The following is an 18,856-nucleotide window of genomic DNA, read 5'->3' on the forward strand; positions in this document are numbered from 1 at the left end:
GGTTCATTCCAGCCCGGCCAGCAACTGGCCGATGCCTTGCAAAGTAAGGATATGGTCGGGCTCGTGCAGGGCCAGCGCCGCTTCAGGCATGGTCGAGACCTGGGCTTCCACGGGATCCTGGACCACCGTGATCCCGCCCAGGGCCTTGACCCTCGCCAGGCCGCGGGCGCCATCGTCGTTGGCACCGGTCAGCACCACGGCCAGCAACGTCTCGCCGTAGACATCGGCGGCCGATTCGAACAGCACATCGATGGACGGTCGCGAATGGTGTACGGGGGCCTCCAGGCTCAACGACAGGCTGCGGTCGGCCTCGACCGACAAGTGATAGCCGGGCGTGGCGACATACAAGGTGCCCGGGGCGATGTCCTGCTTGTCCCGGGCTTCTTCTACCGGCACCGCCAGACGATGGCCAAACACAGAGGCCAACTGGCTGTCACGCTCATCCGGCAAATGCAACACCACCAGGACGGGCACGGCAAAACCTTTGCGCAGGTGTCCGAACACCCTGAGCAATGCTTCGACACCGCCGGCCGAAGCGCCGACGACAATGGCTTCGATGGGTGGCCTGGATCTGTCCTTCGTCTGGTTCATAACTTGCGATAGATCCGTTCCTGTTTGACCAACGGCTCGAATCGATGGCCGTAAGCCGAAAAATCCAATGTTTCCTTACTGCCCAACACCAGGAAACCACGGTGACAGAGGGACTCATGGAACAGTCCAAACGCACGATCTTGCAATTTTTTATTGAAATATATCAATACATTGCGGCATGAAATTAATTGAGTTTCTGAGAAAACGCTGTCAGTCGCCAGGCTGTGATCGGCAAAGGTCACGTTCTCGCACAGGGTTTTGTCGAACATCGCATAATCGTAGGCGGCGGTGTAGTAATCGGCAAATGACCGCCGTCCTCCGGCGTTCTGGTAGTTCTGGGTATAAGTGCGCACGCTGTCCAGGGAGAAAATGCCCTGCTTGGCTTTTTCCAGCGAGCGCGGGTTGATGTCGGTGGCGTAGATGAACGTGCGGTCCAGCAGGCCTTCTTCGCGCAGCAGGATCGCCATGGAGTAGACCTCCTCCCCCGTGCTGCAACCGGCGATCCAGATCTTGATCGAAGGGTAGGTCCTGAGCAGCGGCACGATTTCCTCGCGGATCGCCAGGAAATGCGAGGGGTCGCGAAACATCTCGCTGACAGGGATCGTCAGCAGTTGCAACAACTGCATGAAGGCGCCCGGGTCATGCAATACGCGCTCCTGCAAGGCTGAAATGGTCTTGCATTCGAACTGGCTCAGCGCATGGTGGACCCGGCGCTTGATGGAAGCGCCGGAATAATCGCGAAAATCGTAGCTGTACTTGAGGTAGATCGCTTCGATCAACAAACGCAATTCAATGTCAGTGTCACGGTCCACTAAATTCTTTCCATATTCGGCAACCACACGCGAATCAGCGAGAACAGACGATCCAGATCGATCGGCTTGGCCAGGTAGTCGTTGGAACCCGCCGCCAGGCAGCGCTCCTGATCATCCTTCATGGCCTTGGCCGTCACGGCGATGATGGGCAGCTTGCGCCAGCGCGGGTCCTTGCGGATCAGCGCGGTGGCTTCGAAACCATCCATTTCCGGCATCATCACATCCATCAGCACCAGGTCGATGTCGTCGAACTCATTCAGGCGATCGATCGCCTCCAAACCATTGCGGCCGATGACCACGATCGCTCCTTTCGCCTCCAGCGCGCTGGTCAGGGCAAAGATGTTGCGCACATCGTCATCCACCAGCAGCACCTTGCGGCCTTCGAACACCTTGTCGCGGCTGCGGGCGGTCTTGAGCATCCGCTGCCGTTCATGGGACAACCGGGATTCGACTTTGTGCAGAAAGAGTGTCACTTCGTCCAGCAAGCGCTCTGGCGAACGGGCGCCCTTGATGATGATCGAGCGGGAATACTTGCGCAGTTCGGCTTCTTCGTCCCGGGTCAGGTTGCGCCCGGTGTAGACGATCACCGGCGGGAACGAACAGATGTCTTCGCTGGACATGCGCTTGAGCAGGTCGTTGCCGAGCATGTCCGGCAACTTGAGGTCGATGATCATGCAGTCGTAGACATTGGTCCGTAGCAGGTCCAGGGCTTGCTGGGCCAGGCCAACGGCGGTGATCTCGATGTCATCGTCGCCGATCAGGCGAGTGATGCTGTCGCGTTGCAGGTCATCGTCCTCCACCAGCAGCACCCGCTTGACCTTCTGGGTCAGCTTGGCCTCCAGGCGGGCGAACACGTCCTTGAGTTCTTCGCGGGTGGTCGGCTTGACGGCATAACCGATGGCGCCCATGTGCATGGCGGCTTCGACCCGGTCTTCGACGGAAATCACGTGCACCGGGATGTGCCGGGTTTGGGCCTGCTCCTTGAGCCGCTGCAGCACCGTCAGCCCGGAATGGTCCGGCAGGCGCATGTCCAGCAGGATCGCGTCGGGGGCCAGTTGCAACGCCAGGTCGAAGCCTTCGTCGGCACCGTGGGCCACCAGGCACTGGTAACCGAGTTCATGGGCCAGGTCGAACAGGATCCGGGCAAACTTGGGCTCGTCCTCGATCACCAGGATGCAGCGGGTTTCGAATGGTGCCTTGTCGCGGTCGTCGGCGAATCGGGCAATCGGCGTGTCCACCTCGGCGATCAGCGGCGCGGGTGCGGCCTTGGGTGCAACGGGCGCTGGCGCGGTGGCCGTCGGGGTGAAGGTCATCGGCTCCAGCGGCGTGTCCCCGGGCTCGACGTAACGTTCCGGCAATACCAGGGTAAAGACGCTGCCCTGCCCCGGCTCGCTGGAAACCGAGATCGAGCCGCCCAGCAGCGTGGCCAGGTCCCGGGAAATCGACAAGCCCAGGCCCGTGCCGCCGTAGCGACGATTGGTGGTGCCATCGGCCTGGCGGAACGCTTCGAAGATGCTTTGCTGCTGGTCGGCGGCGATCCCGATTCCAGAGTCGCGCACCATGAATGCAATGCCCGAGCCCGGCTGACCGGCCACGGACAGGCTGACAGCGCCTTGCTCGGTGAACTTCACAGCGTTGGACAGCAGGTTCTTGATCACCTGTTCCAAGCGCTGGCGGTCGGTGTAGAGCATCGCCGGCGCATCAGGCTGCACGTGCACCTCGAAACTCAGGCCCTTGTCAGCCGCCAACGGCTCGAACATATCCCGCAACCCATCCACCAGACGCTGCACGCTGGTGTTTTCCGGGCGCACTTCCAGTTTTCCGGCCTCGACCTTGGAGATGTCGAGAATGTCGTTGATCAGGTTCAGCAGGTCGTTGCCGGCGGAGTAGATCGACTCGGCAAACTTGACCTGCTCTTCGCTGAGGTTTTGTTGCGGATTCTCCGCCAGCAGCTTGGACAGGATCAGCGAGCTGTTGAGCGGCGTGCGCAGCTCGTGGGACATGTTGGCCAGGAATTCGGATTTATACTTGCTCGAACGCTGCAGCTCTTCGGCGCGCTCCTGCAATTGGATCTGGGCCAGGTTCAGCTCGCTGTTCTTCTGGTCCATGGCGTCGCGTTGCTCGGCCAATTGCTCATTGGTCTGCTCCAGCTCCTGTTGCTGGGCTTCCAGGTGGGCCTGGGATTCCTTGAGGATGCGCGACTGTTCTTCCAGCTCTTCATTGGCGGTCTTGAGTTCTTCCTGCTGGACTTGCAGTTCCTCGTTCAACTGCTGGGTTTCGGCCAGCACTTCCTGCAAGCGTTGACGATAACGGGCGGCCTCGATGGAGGTGCCGATATTGCCGGCGATCAGCTCCAGCAGCTCGACGTCTCGCTCGGTCAACGGCCGCAGGAACCCCAGTTCGACGACACCGTTGATCCGGTCATCGTCACTTGTCGGCACCACCAACACACTGTTGGGCAGGCCCTGTCCCAAGCCGGAGCTGACTTTCAGGTAGTCGTGCGGCACGTCGTCCAGGCGGATGAGGCGCCCCTGCTGCACGGCCTGGCCCGCGATGCCTTCACCGGCGACGATCACCTGCTGCTGTTCTTCATCCTCCCGGGACAGGCCGTAGGCGGCGACGCGCCGGAGGACACCGTTCTCTTCCCGCACATAAAGTGCCGCGACAGCGACGTCCAGGTATTTCGCGCAGAACTGCAGGATGTTGCGACCCAGCAGGTTCAGCGACAGTTGTCCCAGGACTTGCTCGGCCAGTTGCGTCTGGCCATTACGCAGCCAGGCTTGCTTCTCCAGGTGTAAAGCGCTGCGCTGCTGGACTTTCAGGCTGGCGCTGTAGCTCTCGGACAGGTTCAACAGGTCCCGGCGACCGACGTAGGCCAGCAATCCGCTGACCGCCGCGACAAACAACAGGTAAAGGGCAATGCTCCAGACGGTCGTGGTGCGCACATCCAGGTTACGCGCCGCACGCAACTGCTGCTCGGTCTCGACGACCTCTTCGAAGGACTGACGAATTTCGTCAGTCAGACGCTTACCGCGCCCGGCCTTCACCGCGCCCCGGTAATCGCCGCTGCTGCGCTGCAGGTCGATCATGCCCTGGGCGTAATTGGACCACTCGGTCTGGAGTGCCTGGATCTTGTGCAGGCGGTCGACCTGGACGGGGTTGTCGGCTGTCAATTCCAGCAAAGTGTCCAGCGCCACGGCGATCCGTGGCTTGGCCACTTCGTAGGGGTCGAGGAAATGCTCGTCGCCACTCAACAGGTAGCCGCGCATGCCGGTTTCCAGGTCCACGCTCAGCTTGAGCGCTTCGTTGGCGTTATTGATCACCCTGTCGGTGTGGCCGACCCATTGGATCACCGACAGCAGGTACGTGATCAGGATGATGAAAAACACCGCGCTGAGCGCGCCCATGCCCAGCGGCAGGCTGATATTGCGGCTCAGGAGTTTGCGAAAACTTTGTTCGTCAACCGAAGACGAAGGAGTCATGGAAAAGGGCCTTGGTGGACAGTTGAAAACCGTGGAGTTTGCCCGAAAAACCGCGCTTGGATCCACATTTTCTGACGAGTCAAAGGCGCAGATCCCGCGACGGCCTGCCTTGTAGCAAGGAAGCGACTATCCTTGTCAGCTCTTGTACTATAGATCCTTTCTTGTACAACCCAGGGAACTTGTGCTGCCTTGGCACTTACTCATGAATGAGGCCGTTTCTTTTCATACTCCCTCCCGTTTCCATCTTTCGAGAATGTATCTATGTCCACCGCCAATGCCGCCACCCAGCCCACCATCCTGGTAGTCGAAGATGACGACATCGTGCGGATGTTGATCGTCGATGTGCTGGAGGAGCTGGAATATCAGGTGCTGGAGGCGGACGGTTGCGAGCAGGCGCTGGTGTTTTTGAACGACGACCAACAGGACATCGCCCTGATGATGACCGACGTCGGCCTGCCGGTAATGGACGGACGGGAATTGGCCAAGCAGGCTCGACTCGTTCGGCCGCAACTGCCGGTGCTGTTCGCCAGCGGCTATGCCGAAAGCATCGATGTACCTGAAGGCATGTCGGTAATTGGCAAGCCCTTCTCCATCGATCAACTGCGGGACAAGGTCAAACGCATTCTTTCTTGAGCCGGAACGCATTCTTGGTCACTATCGGCGCCCCGCGCGCCGATGGCGCCTGATCTGTACCAAGGAACTCCCCGCTCATGCACCACCCCACCGCCACCAAGGTCCTGGTTATCGGCTATGTCTGGCCCGAGCCTCGCTCATCGGCTGCCAGTGGGCACGTCATGCAGATCCTCGACACCTTCCTTGGCGAAGGCTGGGACATCACCTTCAGCAGCCCGGCCGGCCCCGGCGAGCAGCGTGCCGACCTGGTCGCGCTGGGCATCCGCGAAGTGCCCATCGAACTCAATAACAGCAGCTTCGACGCGTTCATTCAGGAACTTGCGCCCGACATCGTGCTGTTCGACCAGTTCATGATGGAAGAACAGTTCGGCTGGCGGGTCGAGAAGCACTGCCCCGGTGCCCTGCGGGTGCTGGAGACCTCCGATCTGCAAAGCCTGCGCCACGCCCGGCATCAGCGCCTGAAGGAGCGCCTGAAGCGCGATGACGCGAGCGAAAATTTCAGCGACCTCTTCGCCCCGGCCCTGGACGAGGAATTCCAACGAATGGCCGATACCGACCTGGCCAAGCGGGAAATCGCCGCCCTGTACCGCTGCGACCTCAACCTGATGGTGTCCGAGGTTGAGATCGAACTGTTGGTGGAGCACTTCAAGCTGCCCCGCAACCTGCTGCATTGGTGCCCGTTGATGCTGGAACTGCCCAGCCAACCGTTTGTGCCGTTCGAGGAGCGGGCGCATTTCCTCAGCATCGGCAACTTCCGCCACGCGCCGAACTGGGACGCCGTGCTCTGGATGAAAAACGCCATCTGGCCGCTGATCCGCCAACGCCTCCCCGGCGCGCAACTGCACCTGTACGGCGCCTATACCCCGCCGAAGGCCGCCGCGCTGCACAACCCGGCCCAAGGCTTTCACATCATGAACTGGGCCGAAGACGCCTTGCAGGTCATGTCGGCCGCACGCATCTGCCTGGCACCATTACGTTTCGGCGCGGGTATCAAAGGCAAGCTGATCGACGCCATGCTCTGCGGCACCCCCAACGTCACCACGCCCGTGGGGGCCGAAGCCATGCACGGCGACCTGCCCTGGCCCGGGGCGATTGCCCAGAGTGCCGAAGCCATCGCCCGCGAGGCCGTGCACTTGTACAGCGACCCGGAGCGCTGGGCTCAGGCTCGGGACGCAGGCCTGTCGCTGTTGGCGAGCCGCTATCGGCGACAGGTCCATGGGCCAGCGCTGATCGACAGCCTCAACGCTTGCCGGGCGAACCTGGCGCAACGACGCCGGGACAATTTCACCGGCGGCATGCTGCGTCACCACCAGCACAAAAGCACCCAATACATGTCCCAGTGGATCGAAGAAAAAAACCGCAACGGTTAGACACCAGGGTGGCACCTGTCTGGCGAAGGGGGCATTATTCAGCGGCGATAATAATAAAAGCGCCAGGCCCATGACCCGAACAGCCAGAGTCACCGACCCCTCCTACGAGTTGATGGACGACCATAACGGGCTGTCCATCATCTACCGCCAGCATGGTTTCCCCTGCCCGCTGGTGCGTTGGCATTTCCACAAGGAATACGAGCTGCACCTGATCGTCGCCAGTTCCGGCAAGGTGTTCATTGGCGACTACATCGGCAACTTCTACCCCCAATCGTTGTTTCTCACCGGCCCCAACCTGCCCCACAACTGGATCAGCCAGGTGGCCGAGGACGAAGTGGTGCCCAAGCGCGACATGCTGGTGAACTTCACCGACGAGTTGTTCGAAAGCGGCCATCAGGTATTCGCCGAGCTCAAGACGGTCGCGCCGTTGCTCGAACGCGCCCAATACGGCATCGAGTTCCGTTGCAAGCGCACCATCCGCCAGGCCATGACCCTGATGCAGCGCATCGCCGACTCCCAGGGCATGAGCCGCCTGGGGCACTTTTTCATCCTGATGGAGCTGCTGGCCGCCACGGATGACTACCAACTGCTGTCCGGCACGAACGCCCCGCAAACGGCGGACGAGCACAGCATCGACCGCACCAACCGTGCGGTGGACTACATCTTTGCCCATTACGCCCGGGAACTGCCCCTGGAAGAAGTCGCCGAGCACCTGGGCATGAAGCCCACCTATTTCAGCCGGGTGTTCAAACAGGCCACTGGCCGCTGCTTCATCGAATTCGTCAATCGCCTGCGCATCAGCAAATCCTGCGAGCTGCTGGCCGACGGCGACAAACCGGTGACGGACGTGTGCTTTGAATCGGGCTTCAACAACATCTCCAACTTCAACCGGCGCTTCCAGCAGCTCAAGGGCATGACCCCGTCCCACTACCGGCGGCTGGCGGTGCAGCGGTTGACCGAGCAGAATCAGGGCTGACCTTTTTGCCCTGACACACCGCCTCTGTGGCGAGGGAGCTTGCTCCCGCTGGGCTGCGCAGCAGCCCCAAAAGACAGGGCCGCTGCGCGCCCCAGCGGGAGCAAGCTCCCTCGCCACAAGCTCCTTGCTCGCCTCACTCCCTCTTCAGTGCAAAAAAGTATCAGTCAAAGTGCGACGGATGATTTGTCACGCCGTCCATAGAAGGCTGTAATCAGCGCACATTCTTCCCTTCATCCGGAAGACACAAAAACAATAACTGTCCTTCTGCAGCCTTCGGGCGCGGAAAAGGAGTGCGCGATGAAACCTTCGGTAAAAGTTCTGCTTGTCTCCACCTGCATGACCCTCAGCAGCGTCAGCTTCGGCGCAGAGACCCTCACCATTGCCACCGTCAACAACAGCGACATGATCCGCATGCAAAAGCTCTCGAAAACGTTCGAGGCCGAGCATCCGGACATCAAGCTCAATTGGGTGGTGCTTGAAGAAAACGTGCTGCGCCAACGCCTGACTACCGACATCGCCACCCAAGGCGGACAGTTCGACGTGCTGACCATTGGCATGTACGAAGCCGCACTCTGGGGTGCCAAGGGTTGGCTGGAACCGATGAAAGACCTGCCGGCCTCCTACGATCTCGATGACGTCTTCCCGTCCGTGCGCGATGGCTTGTCGGTCAAGGGCTCGCTGTACGCCCTGCCGTTCTACGCCGAAAGCTCGATCACCTATTACCGCACGGACCTGTTCAAGAACGCAGGGCTGACCATGCCCGAACACCCAACCTGGACCCAGATCGGTGAGTTCGCGCAAAAGCTCACCGACAAATCCAAGGAGCAATATGGCCTGTGCCTACGGGGCAAGGCCGGGTGGGGCGAGAACATGGCGCTGGTCACGACCCTCGCCAACGGCTTTGGCGCGCGCTGGTTCGATGAGAAGTGGCAGCCGCAGTTCAACGGGCCGGAGTGGAAGGATGCCCTGAACTTCTACGTCGACAACATGAAGAAATCCGGCCCGCCGGGAGCTTCCAGTAACGGTTTCAACGAAAACCTGGCGCTGTTCAACAGCGGCAAGTGCGCCATCTGGGTGGACGCCAGCGTCGCCGGCTCGTTCGTGACCGACAAGACCCAGAGCAAGGTGGCCGATCACGTCGGATTCACCTTCGCCCCCCACGAAAAAACCGACAAAGGCACCTCGTGGATGTACTCCTGGTCCCTGGCCATCCCGACCAGCTCCAAAGCCAAGGACGCGGCCAAGGTCTTTACCACTTGGGCAACGTCCAAGGAGTACAACCAATTGGTCGCCAAGACCGACGGCATTGCCAACGTACCACCGGGCACCCGCACTTCGACCTACAGCGACGAATACATGAAGGCCGCGCCGTTTGCCAAAGTGACGCTGGAATCGTTGAAAGTCGCCGACCCGAAAGCCCCTACCCTCAAGCCTGTGCCCTACATCGGCATTCAGTTGGTGACCATCCCCGAATTCCAGGCCATCGGCACCCAGGTGGGCAAGTTCTTCTCGGGCGCGCTGACCGGCCAGCAGACCGTGGACCAGGCGTTGACCGCCGCGCAGTCCACCACCGAACGCGAGATGAAACGCGCTGGGTATCCCAAGTAACCCACGTCGCCGCTCTGCCCTTTTGTGGGAGCGGGCTTGCTCGCGAAAGCGATCTGTCAGTCACATTGATGTTGGATGTGCCTCCCTATTCGCGAGCAAGCCCGCTCCCATAGGGGATTTCTGTAGGCCCCGCAAAAATCGGTTCAATGCCATGAATAGCTCAACTACAACCGCCAAAGCCCCCATCGAGATCGCTCCGCCGCCGGTGCGCAAGATCCGCCTGGCCAACCCCGGCTGGTTCCTGGTCAGCCCTTCGGTGGCCTTGTTGCTGCTGTGGATGATCGTGCCGCTGGGCATGACCGTCTACTTCTCGATGATCCGCTACAACCTGCTCTACCCCGGCGAAAACGAATTCGTCGGGCTGGAGAACTTCACCTATTTCCTGACCGACTCGGGGTTCATGCCCGGCGCCACCAATACCCTGCTGCTGGTGGGCAGCGTGCTGTTGATCAGCATTGTCCTCGGGGTATTGATCAGCGCGCTGCTGGAGGCCAGTGAGTTTTTCGGTCGCGGCATCGTCCGTGTGCTGCTGATCTCGCCGTTCTTCATCATGCCCACGGTCGGTGCGCTGATCTGGAAAAACCTGATCTTCCACCCCGTGTCGGGCATCCTCGCCTCGGTCTGGAAGCTGTTCGGCGCCCAGCCGGTGGATTGGCTGGCCCATTACCCGCTGTTGTCGATCATTATCATCGTCAGCTGGCAATGGCTGCCCTTCGCGATCCTGATCCTGATGACGGCCATGCAGTCGCTGGACCAGGAACAGAAAGAAGCTGCCCGCCTGGACGGTGCCGGCCCCATCGCGATTTTCTGGCACCTGACCCTGCCGCACCTGGCCCGGCCGATTGCCGTGGTGCTGATGATCGAGACAATTTTCCTGTTGTCGGTGTTCGCCGAGATCTTCACCACCACCAACGGTGGCCCCGGCTACGCCTCCACCAACCTGGCGTACCTGATCTACAACCAGGCGCTGGTGCAGTTCGACGTCGGCATGGCGTCGGCCGGTGGCCTGATTGCCGTGGTCATTGCCAACATCGCCGCCATCATCCTGGTTCGGATGATCGGCAAAAACCTCACCGACAAGCATTGAGGCCGTCGCCATGACTCTTCAACAATCCCGTCGCCTGCAGAGTCTGTTGCTGGGCACGCTGGCCTGGGCCATCGCGATCGTGATCTTCTTTCCGATCTTCTGGATGGTGCTGACCAGCTTCAAGACCGAAATCGACGCGTTCGCCACGCCGCCGCAGTTCATCTTCGCGCCGACCCTGGAGAATTACCTGCACATCAACGAGCGCAGCAATTACTTCAGCTTCGCCTGGAACTCGGTGGTGATTTCCTTCAGCGCCACCGCCCTGTGCCTGCTGATCGCGGTGCCGGCGGCCTACTCCATGGCGTTCTATGAAACCCAGCGCACCAAAGGCACGCTGCTGTGGATGCTCTCCACCAAAATGCTGCCACCGGTGGGTGTGCTGATGCCGATCTACCTGCTGGCCAAGCAATTTGGCCTTCTGGATACGCGGATCGCGCTGATCATTATCTACACCTTGATCAACCTGCCTATCGTGGTCTGGATGATTTACACCTACTTCAAGGACATCCCTCGCGACATCCTCGAAGCGGCACGTTTGGATGGCGCCACGCTCTGGCAGGAAATGGTCCGCGTGCTGCTGCCGATCGCCAAGGGCGGCCTGGCGTCCACCGTGTTGCTGTCGCTGATCCTGTGCTGGAACGAGGCGTTCTGGTCGCTGAACCTCACCTCCTCCAAGGCCGCCCCGCTGACAGCGCTGATCGCCTCCTATTCCAGCCCGGAAGGTTTGTTCTGGGCCAAATTGTCGGCCGTCTCGACCCTGGCCTGCGCGCCGATCCTGATTTTTGGCTGGATCAGCCAGAAACAGCTGGTGCGTGGTTTGTCCTTCGGCGCGGTGAAGTAACGCGCCCTACACAATAATCAGAAGTGGAGGCCCATCATCATGGCCAACCTGAAAATCAAGAATCTGCAAAAGGGTTTCGAAGGCTTCTCCATCATCAAGGGCATCGACCTTGAGGTGAACGACCGCGAGTTCGTGGTTTTCGTCGGCCCGTCGGGCTGCGGCAAGTCCACGCTGCTGCGACTGATCGCCGGCCTGGAAGAGGTCAGCGACGGCACCATCGAACTGGATGGCCGGGATATTACTGAAGTCAGCCCGGCCAAGCGCGACCTGGCGATGGTGTTCCAGACCTACGCCCTGTACCCCCACATGAGCGTGCGCAAAAACATGTCCTTCGCCCTCGACCTGGCCGGCGTGCCCAAAGCCGACGTCGAAAAGAAGGTCAATGAAGCGGCGCGAATCCTGGAATTGGGGCCGATGCTCGAGCGCAAGCCCAAGCAATTGTCCGGCGGCCAGCGCCAGCGCGTGGCGATCGGCCGGGCCATCGTGCGCAACCCGAAAATCTTCCTGTTCGACGAACCGCTGTCCAACCTCGACGCGGCCCTGCGGGTGCAGATGCGCCTGGAACTGGCGCGCCTGCACAAAGAGTTGCAGGCGACCATGATCTACGTGACCCACGACCAGGTCGAAGCCATGACCCTGGCTGACAAGGTGGTGGTGCTCAACGGCGGGCGCATCGAGCAGGTCGGCTCGCCGCTGGAGCTGTATCACCAGCCGGCCAACCTGTTTGTCGCCGGGTTCCTCGGCACCCCGAAAATGGGCTTCCTCAAAGGCAAGGTTACCGCCCTGGACGGCCAGGGTTGTGAAGTACTGCTGGACGCCGGTACACGCATCAATCTGCCGCGCAGTGGCGCCAACCTGAGCGTCGGCGCTGCGGTAACCCTCGGGATTCGCCCGGAACACCTGAACCTGGCGCAACCGGGCGATTGCACGTTGCAAGTCACCGCAGACGTCAGCGAGCGGCTGGGCAGCGACACCTTCTGCCACGTCGTCACGGCCTCCGGCGAAGCCTTGACCATGCGCGTCCGCGGCGACCTGGCGAGCCGTTTCGGCGAGCAGTTGAGCCTGCACCTGGACGCTGAACACTGCCATTTATTCGATGCCGAGGGCGTCGCGGTGAACCGCGCGCTGCGCGCCGCCGCCTGATTGCCGAGACTTGCGATGAAACTCAACCGACAAAACCTGCACAACCTCAACCCCGAAGTCGCCCTGCCGGCCTACCCCTTGAGCGATATCCGCCAGGGCATCGCCCACATCGGCGTCGGTGGTTTCCACCGAGCGCACCAGGCGTACTACACCGATGCGCTGATGAACACCGGCGCTGACCTGGACTGGGCCATCTGTGGCGTGGGCCTGCGGGCCGAGGATCGGCGTGCCCGGGATGACCTGGCCAGCCAGGACTACCTGTTCACCCTGTACGAACTGGGCGACACCGATGACACCGAAGTCCGCGTGATCGGCGCGATCAATGACATGTTGCTGGCCGAAGACGGCGCCCAGGCGCTGATCGACAAACTGGCCGAGCCGCAGATCCGCATCGTCTCGCTGACCATCACCGAAGGTGGCTATTGCATCGACGACAGCAATGGCGAGTTCATGGCCCACCTGCCGCAGATCCAGCACGACCTCGCCCACCCCGAGGCACCGAAGACTGTCTTCGGCTTCCTCTGTGCCGCCCTGGCCAAGCGCCGCGCCGCGGGGACGCCAGCGTTCACGCTGATGTCCTGCGATAACCTGCCCCACAACGGTGCCGTCACGCGCAAGGCGCTGCTGGCGTTTGCCGCGCTGCGCGACCCGGAACTGGGCCAATGGATCGACGGGAACGTGAGCTTTCCCAACGCCATGGTCGATCGTATTACCCCGATGACCAGCGGCGCCCATCGCTTGCAGCTGCATGACGAACACGGCATCGACGACGCCTGGCCGGTGGTCTGCGAACCGTTTGTGCAATGGGTGCTGGAAGACAAATTCGTGAGCGGCCGTCCGGCCTGGGAAAAGGTCGGCGTGCAGTTCACCGATGACGTTTCCCCCTATGAAGAGATGAAAATCAAGCTGCTCAACGGCAGTCACCTGGCGCTGACCTACCTGGGCTTTCTCAAGGGCTATCGCTTCGTCCACGAAACCATGAACGATCCGCTGTTCGTGCGTTACATGCGCGCCTACATGGACCTGGACGTGACGCCGCAACTGGCGCCAGTACCGGGCATCGACCTGAACGACTACAAGAACACCCTGGTGGAGCGTTTTTCCAACCAGGCGATTGCCGACCAGTTGGAACGGGTCTGTTCGGACGGCTCGTCGAAGTTTCCAAAATTCACCGTCCCGACCATCAACCGCTTGATCGCCGACGGCGGCGAAACTCGCCGTGCGGCGCTGGTCGTCGCGGCCTGGGCGGTGTACCTGAAGGGTGTGGACGAGAACGGCGTGACGTACTCGATCCCGGACCCACGGGCGGCGTTCTGCCAGGCCTTGGTGGCCGACGATGCGCTGGTGACCCAGCGGGTGCTGGAGGTGGAGGAAATCTTTGGCACCGCGATCCCCCGCTCTCCGGAATTCGTGGCAGCATTCCAATGGTGCTGCAACAGCTTGCGCGAGCACGGGGTCACACGAACACTTGAGCGGGTGCTGGCCGAGGCGAACTAGCCCTCGACCGCGAACCGCTTTTTGTGGCGAGGGAGCAAGCTCCCTCGCCACAGATCGTGTGGTTGCTGACCAAACTGCTATTACCTGCTGGTTCTGACGACCGAGGATTTCCATGGCAAACCAACAACTGTTCCTGGGCATCGACTGCGGCACCCAAGGCACCAAGGCGCTGATCCTGGATGCGCTCAGCGGCCAGGTGCTCGGCCAGGGCGCCGCTGCCCACAGCATGATCAGCGGGGCCAACGGTCGCCGCGAACAAGACACCCAGCAATGGCTCGATGCATTCACCCAGGCGACGCACCAGGCCTTGGCCGCCGCCGGGGTCGATGGCCAGGCGATCCTCGGCATCGGCGTGTCCGGCCAGCAACACGGTCTGGTGCTGCTTGACGACCAGGGCCAGGTCCTGCGCCCGGCCAAGCTGTGGTGCGACACCGAGACGACGCCGGAAAACGATCGGCTCCTGACCCACCTGGGCGGCGAAGACGGCAGCCTCGAACGCCTCGGCGTGGTGATCGCGCCGGGCTACACGGTTTCCAAACTGCTCTGGACCCGGGAGCAACATCCCCAGTTGTTCGAACGCATCGCCAGCGTCCTGCTGCCCCACGACTTCCTCAATTTCTGGCTCACCGGTCGCCATTGCAGCGAATACGGCGATGCCTCGGGGACCGGCTACTTCAACGTGCGCACCCGCCAATGGGACGTGCCGTTGCTGCAACACATCGACCCCAGCGGACGCTTGCAAGCGGCGCTGCCGGAGCTGATCGAGGCCCATCAGCCGGTGGGACGCATCCTGCCGGCCATTGCCCAGCACCTGGGCATCAACCCCGACGCAGTGGTGGCCAGTGGCGGTGGCGACAACATGATGGGCGCCATCGGCACCGGCAATATCCAGCCCGGCGTGATCACCATGAGCCTCGGTTCCTCCGGCACGGTCTACGCCTATGCCGCAGAGCCCACGGTCAGCCCGCAACCGTCAGTGGCGACGTTCTGTTCTTCCAGTGGTGGCTGGCTGCCGCTGATCTGCACCATGAACCTGACCAACGCCACCGGAGCGATCCGCGAGCTGCTGGACCTGGACATCGACGCCTTCAACGCCTTGGTGGTCCAGGCCCCGATTGGCGCAGAAGGTGTGTCGATGCTGCCGTTCCTCAACGGCGAGCGGGTGCCTGCCCTGCCCCATGCCACGGGTAGCCTGCTGGGCCTGACCACCACCAACCTGACCCGGGCCAACCTGTGCCGCGCCGTGGTCGAAGGCACGACCTTCGGTTTGCGCTATGGCTTGGACCTGTTGCGGGCCAACGGGCTTAAGGCCCAGAGCATTCGGCTGATCGGCGGCGGTTCGAAGAGCCCAGTGTGGCGGCAGGTCGTCGCCGACATCATGGACACCACCGTCATTTGTACCGAACAAAGCGAAGCAGCGGCGTTGGGTGCGGCGATCCAGGCAGCGTGGTGCCATTCAGGCCAACCAGACGGCCTGGCTGAACTGTGCGAGCGCTGCGTCAAGCTCGACCCGGCCAGCGAAACCCGGCCAGTCGCCGCCCATGTCGCGGCGTCCCAGCAGGCTTATGAACGTTATCGACAACACGTCGCAACCCTTTGAGAGCGGGCAACTATGTATCTGGTGTGTGGTGAAGCGCTGTTTGATTTTTTCAGTGGGACCGAGGCGGACGGCCCTGCCTCGCAGGTGAACTACAAGGCGATTGCCGGCGGCTCGCCGTTCAACGTGGCGGTGGGATTGCGCCGCCTGGGCATTGAATCGGCACTCTTTGCCGGCCTGTCCACCGATTACCTGGGACGGCGCCTGCAGCAGGTGCTGCTCAACGAAGGTGTCAGCGCTCGATACCTGATGGACTTCGACGCCCCGACCACCCTGGCGATGGTCGCCGTAGGCGCCAACGGCTCGCCCCACTACAGCTTTCGTGGCGAAGGCTGTGCCGACCGACAACTGAGCCTGGCCGATCTACCGGACCTCGGCCCTGAGGTGCGTGGCTTGCATGTCGGCTCGTTCTCGCTGGTGGTGCAGCCCATTGCGGACACGCTCCTGGCCTTGGTGCAACGGGAAAGTGGCCAACGCCTGATCAGCCTCGACCCGAACGTGCGGCTCAACCCGCAGCCAGACATTGAGCTGTGGCGCTCGCGAATCGCGACACTGGTGCAATACGCCGACCTGATCAAGGTCAGTGACGAAGATCTGGACCTGCTCTATCCAGGCATCGAGCCCCAGGCGATCATCAAAGGTTGGCTGGGGCACCGTTGCCAAATGGTCTTCCTGACCCGTGGCGGCCAGGGGGCTACGGTCTTCAGTCGCCAACACGGTACATGGTCGCTGCCGGCGTGCCCGGTGAAAATAGCCGACACCGTGGGTGCGGGCGACACCTTCCAGGCCGCGCTGATTGCGTGGCTGACCGAACAGCAATTGGATTCGGTCGAAGGCGTGCGCACCCTGACCCGGGAGCAGATCAGCGCAATGCTGGAGTTCGCTATTCGAGCCGCCGCCCTGACGTGCGGCAAAACCGGTCCGGACCTGCCTTACCGACAGCAACTGGGCTGAGGTGCGCAGGACCGCTGGAGAACTGTACGCCGGGTTCGGACATCGCCGGACCCGAGCGTCAGACTGACAAGGACAAGGCCGTACTCAGCGCCCGGTCATTCGCTGGTGTTGCTGATGAAAATGATTGCCAGCGGCAGGGTTGTGGTCAAGCTCGGTACGCAACTCGGCGATCAGGTCGTTGATGGCCCGGCAGCCGGTGAGTTTCCTGGCATCGATGTCGGTTTTGACCAAGGCCACGTGATCGGTCTTGTGGTCATCGAAGATCTTGATCGTCATCGTCAGCTCAGGTGACAACGTGCATTGCGAGCGCTTGGGCAGCAAGCTGCTTTCAATGATGTTTCGCATTTCGAGGGCAGATAAAAACATGGCGACTCTCTCCTGTTGAGGCGGCCAATTTATGTTCACGACGGCGGTATGTTCGTCCGTTTACTTCCCTGCGGACTGGGACTATGAATACCGTGCCGTTCGTTCTTTTTGGCGTTTCTATTATTGAGCTCGTGAAAGCGAACTCCCTGATCGAACTCCAAGACTATCCCGCAAAAAATATGCCCTTATTGACGAGACAGCGCACTGATATAAATCAATCGCTTAGCGTCGAGACCAATCGGACCTCTCGTGCAAAATGCAAGGAAACGGCGGGTTTTCCATGCAAAGTGCAATCGTGGCGAGCATGTCGAAAGCTAGAGTAGCCTCAATTGCAGGCACCTGGGCGGGCGCCCGTCGCCTTGTTCAAAAATTGTTCGACGCGAGCGGGTTTGCTCGTGCTCTCAGTGGATCAGCTTACATTGATGTTGAATAGACTGCCGTCATCGCGAGCAAGCTCGGCTCCCACAAGGGGTCGGCGGTGTAGCTGAAGTTTATGACCCCACCACAAATCCTTGTGGGAGCGAGCTTGCTCGCGATAGCGGTGGGTCATGCGGCACTGTCCGTTGCGCCTAACGCGGCCCGCTCCGCTACATGGCGCAAACTGTCGAAGTTGATGTTGGCGCCGGAATCGATCGCCACCAGGGTCTCGCCTCGCACCCCCGTGCGCGCCACGTATTGCTTGATCCCGGCCACCGCCAACGCGCCTGAGGGTTCGGTGATGGAACGGGTGTCGTCATAGATGTCCTTGATCGCAGCGCACAGTTGGTCGTTGGTCACCGTCATCACCTCATCGACACAGAATCGGCAGATATCCAGGCCATGGGCGCCGATCTGGGCCACGGCCACGCCGTCGGCAAAGGTTCCCACCTCGGGCAAGGTGACCCGCTCCCCAGCGGCCAGCGCAGCCTGGAGACAGGCAGAGTGCTGCGACTCGACACCGATGATGCGAACGTCCGGGCGCAGGTATTTGACGTAGGCGGCGATGCCCGCGATCAACCCCCCGCCACCGACCGGGACGAAAATCGCGTCCAGCCGGCCCGGATGCTGACGCAGGATCTCCATGGCGACGGTGCCCTGCCCGGCAATCACATCCGGGTCATCGAAAGGCGAGACGAACTCCCGCCCGGTCTGCTCGGCCAGGTCCAGCGCATGGGCCAAGGCAAACGGAAAACTGTCACCGTGCAGCAGCGCCTCGGCGCCGCGGTTGCGCACCCCCAGCACTTTCAACTGCGGGGTGCTCACGGGCATGACGATGCTGGCCGAAATACCCAGTTCCCGTGCCGCCAGCGCGACGCCCTGGGCATGATTGCCGGCAGAGGCAGTGATGACGCCACGGGCCCGCTGCTCCGCGGTCAGGTGCACGAGCTTGTTATAGGCGCCGCGGATCTTGAAGGAAAAGGTCGGTTGCAGGTCTTCGCGCTTGAGCAGGATCCGGTTGCCCAGGGCCTCGGACAGCGCAGGTGCCGCTTGCAGCGGCGTGCGCACCGCCAGTTCGTAGACCGGCGCGGCGAGGATTTTCTTGACGTAGTGCTCAAGCAGGGCTTGCTCGGTGTGGACTGTGGTCATGGCGATCTCCTGGTTCGGTCGGAGCCCAGGAGACAGAAAGAAAAAACCCGCCTCCAGGGCGGGTTCGGTGTAGCCGTCAGCTAGCCCGCCAAATAAGGAATGGCGGTAATAATGCTTGGCTGGCTACGCAGTACGGTTGAATTCATGCCTGGAAATTAGCGGTGCGTTGGCGGCAAGTCAATGGCAAAGATCAAATGCTATCCAGTATTGGCTCTTGTGATGAGGGCCTCAAGTGAACAGCATTACTGTGGGAGCGAGCTTGCTCGCGATAGCGGCGCGTCAGTCAGGCTCAAAGACGCCTTAACCAAAGCAATCGCGAGGAAGCAACAGCCC

13 protein-coding genes and 2 pseudogenes are annotated in these 18,856 nt (G+C 61.3%); 10 read left to right on the plus strand and 5 right to left on the minus strand.

The features are described from left to right. Nucleotides 1-3: 3 nt before the first annotated feature. The 3 genes from ACIPQ1_RS07470 to ACIPQ1_RS07480 are packed head-to-tail and all read right to left on the minus strand — an operon-like array spanning nt 4 to nt 4,885. Nucleotides 4-591: a chemotaxis protein CheB gene (locus tag ACIPQ1_RS07470; protein WP_250963584.1), complete on the minus strand. Its 588-nt coding sequence runs from the start codon at nt 589-591 to the stop codon at nt 4-6. Next, nucleotides 588-1,403 carry a CheR family methyltransferase gene (locus ACIPQ1_RS07475; protein WP_186709366.1) on the minus strand — a complete coding sequence of 272 codons (816 nt, stop codon included), beginning with the start codon at nt 1,401-1,403 and terminating at the stop codon, nt 588-590. The genes ACIPQ1_RS07470 and ACIPQ1_RS07475 overlap by 4 nt, the downstream gene beginning before the upstream one ends. Continuing rightward, nucleotides 1,403-4,885, minus strand: a complete 3,483-nt coding sequence (locus ACIPQ1_RS07480; RefSeq protein ID WP_250963583.1) for a response regulator — start codon at nt 4,883-4,885, stop codon at nt 1,403-1,405. Before ACIPQ1_RS07480 ends, ACIPQ1_RS07475 begins: the two co-directional genes overlap by 1 nt. 261 nt (nt 4,886-5,146) lie before the next feature. Here ACIPQ1_RS07480 and ACIPQ1_RS07485 point away from each other — a divergent pair, with 261 nt between their 5' ends. From ACIPQ1_RS07485 to ACIPQ1_RS07530, 10 genes and pseudogenes are all read left to right on the plus strand, one after another. Beyond that, on the plus strand, nt 5,147-5,518 hold the full coding sequence (locus tag ACIPQ1_RS07485) for a response regulator (RefSeq protein WP_446533872.1): 372 nt from the start codon (nt 5,147-5,149) through the stop codon (nt 5,516-5,518). Nucleotides 5,519-5,595: 77 nt separating this feature from the next. Beyond that, nucleotides 5,596-6,888: a glycosyltransferase gene (locus tag ACIPQ1_RS07490; RefSeq protein WP_446533873.1), complete on the plus strand. Its 1,293-nt coding sequence runs from the start codon at nt 5,596-5,598 to the stop codon at nt 6,886-6,888. A gap of 70 nt (nt 6,889-6,958) precedes the next feature. Next, entirely contained in the window at nt 6,959-7,864 is a 906-nt protein-coding gene (locus tag ACIPQ1_RS07495; protein ID WP_186709372.1) for an AraC family transcriptional regulator, read from the plus strand. A 297-nt stretch (nt 7,865-8,161) separates the two neighbouring features. Further along, nucleotides 8,162-9,472: an ABC transporter substrate-binding protein gene (locus ACIPQ1_RS07500; protein ID WP_411384765.1), complete on the plus strand. Its 1,311-nt coding sequence runs from the start codon at nt 8,162-8,164 to the stop codon at nt 9,470-9,472. A 155-nt stretch (nt 9,473-9,627) separates the two neighbouring features. Continuing rightward, nucleotides 9,628-10,559 (plus strand): annotated as a pseudogene (locus tag ACIPQ1_RS07505) (carbohydrate ABC transporter permease). Nucleotides 10,560-10,569: 10 nt separating this feature from the next. Continuing rightward, complete coding sequence (locus ACIPQ1_RS07510) at nt 10,570-11,400, plus strand: carbohydrate ABC transporter permease (protein ID WP_030142681.1); 831 nt, start codon at nt 10,570-10,572, stop codon at nt 11,398-11,400. 39 nt (nt 11,401-11,439) lie between these two features. Further along, entirely contained in the window at nt 11,440-12,543 is a 1,104-nt protein-coding gene (locus ACIPQ1_RS07515; protein WP_411384767.1) for an ABC transporter ATP-binding protein, read from the plus strand. 15 nt (nt 12,544-12,558) lie between these two features. Then, nucleotides 12,559-14,040: a mannitol dehydrogenase family protein gene (locus tag ACIPQ1_RS07520; RefSeq protein WP_446533874.1), complete on the plus strand. Its 1,482-nt coding sequence runs from the start codon at nt 12,559-12,561 to the stop codon at nt 14,038-14,040. Nucleotides 14,041-14,152: 112 nt separating this feature from the next. After that, nucleotides 14,153-15,640 carry a xylulokinase gene (gene xylB, locus ACIPQ1_RS07525; RefSeq protein ID WP_411384769.1) on the plus strand — a complete coding sequence of 496 codons (1,488 nt, stop codon included), beginning with the start codon at nt 14,153-14,155 and terminating at the stop codon, nt 15,638-15,640. 12 nt (nt 15,641-15,652) lie between these two features. After that, nucleotides 15,653-16,591 carry a carbohydrate kinase family protein gene (locus tag ACIPQ1_RS07530; protein ID WP_250963576.1) on the plus strand — a complete coding sequence of 313 codons (939 nt, stop codon included), beginning with the start codon at nt 15,653-15,655 and terminating at the stop codon, nt 16,589-16,591. Between the two features lie 84 nt (nt 16,592-16,675). Here the strand turns inward: ACIPQ1_RS07530 and ACIPQ1_RS07535 are convergent, their stop codons facing one another. Together ACIPQ1_RS07535 and ilvA are read right to left on the minus strand one after the other, a co-directional pair. After that, on the minus strand, nt 16,676-16,957 hold the full coding sequence (locus ACIPQ1_RS07535) for a DUF1652 domain-containing protein (protein ID WP_053119524.1): 282 nt from the start codon (nt 16,955-16,957) through the stop codon (nt 16,676-16,678). Nucleotides 16,958-17,524: 567 nt separating this feature from the next. Then, a pseudogene (gene ilvA / locus ACIPQ1_RS07540) lies at nt 17,525-18,523 on the minus strand (threonine ammonia-lyase, biosynthetic); the annotation flags it as partial. Nucleotides 18,524-18,856 lie beyond the last annotated feature (333 nt).

It is taken from the genome of Pseudomonas sp. LARHCG127, assembly GCF_052871455.1.

Coding starts and splice junctions, on each gene's coding strand:
- ACIPQ1_RS07500 (WP_411384765.1), top strand. CDS start 8,162: ATGAAACCTTCGGTAAAAGTTCTGCTTGTCTCCACCTGCATGACCCTC.
- ACIPQ1_RS07495 (WP_186709372.1), top strand. CDS start 6,959: ATGACCCGAACAGCCAGAGTCACCGACCCCTCCTACGAGTTGATGGAC.
- ACIPQ1_RS07480 (WP_250963583.1), bottom strand. CDS start 4,885: ATGACTCCTTCGTCTTCGGTTGACGAACAAAGTTTTCGCAAACTCCTG.
- ACIPQ1_RS07470 (WP_250963584.1), bottom strand. CDS start 591: ATGAACCAGACGAAGGACAGATCCAGGCCACCCATCGAAGCCATTGTC.
- xylB (WP_411384769.1), top strand. CDS start 14,153: ATGGCAAACCAACAACTGTTCCTGGGCATCGACTGCGGCACCCAAGGC.
- ACIPQ1_RS07520 (WP_446533874.1), top strand. CDS start 12,559: ATGAAACTCAACCGACAAAACCTGCACAACCTCAACCCCGAAGTCGCC.
- ACIPQ1_RS07515 (WP_411384767.1), top strand. CDS start 11,440: ATGGCCAACCTGAAAATCAAGAATCTGCAAAAGGGTTTCGAAGGCTTC.
- ACIPQ1_RS07490 (WP_446533873.1), top strand. CDS start 5,596: ATGCACCACCCCACCGCCACCAAGGTCCTGGTTATCGGCTATGTCTGG.
- ACIPQ1_RS07485 (WP_446533872.1), top strand. CDS start 5,147: ATGTCCACCGCCAATGCCGCCACCCAGCCCACCATCCTGGTAGTCGAA.
- ACIPQ1_RS07530 (WP_250963576.1), top strand. CDS start 15,653: ATGTATCTGGTGTGTGGTGAAGCGCTGTTTGATTTTTTCAGTGGGACC.
- ACIPQ1_RS07510 (WP_030142681.1), top strand. CDS start 10,570: ATGACTCTTCAACAATCCCGTCGCCTGCAGAGTCTGTTGCTGGGCACG.
- ACIPQ1_RS07535 (WP_053119524.1), bottom strand. CDS start 16,957: ATGTTTTTATCTGCCCTCGAAATGCGAAACATCATTGAAAGCAGCTTG.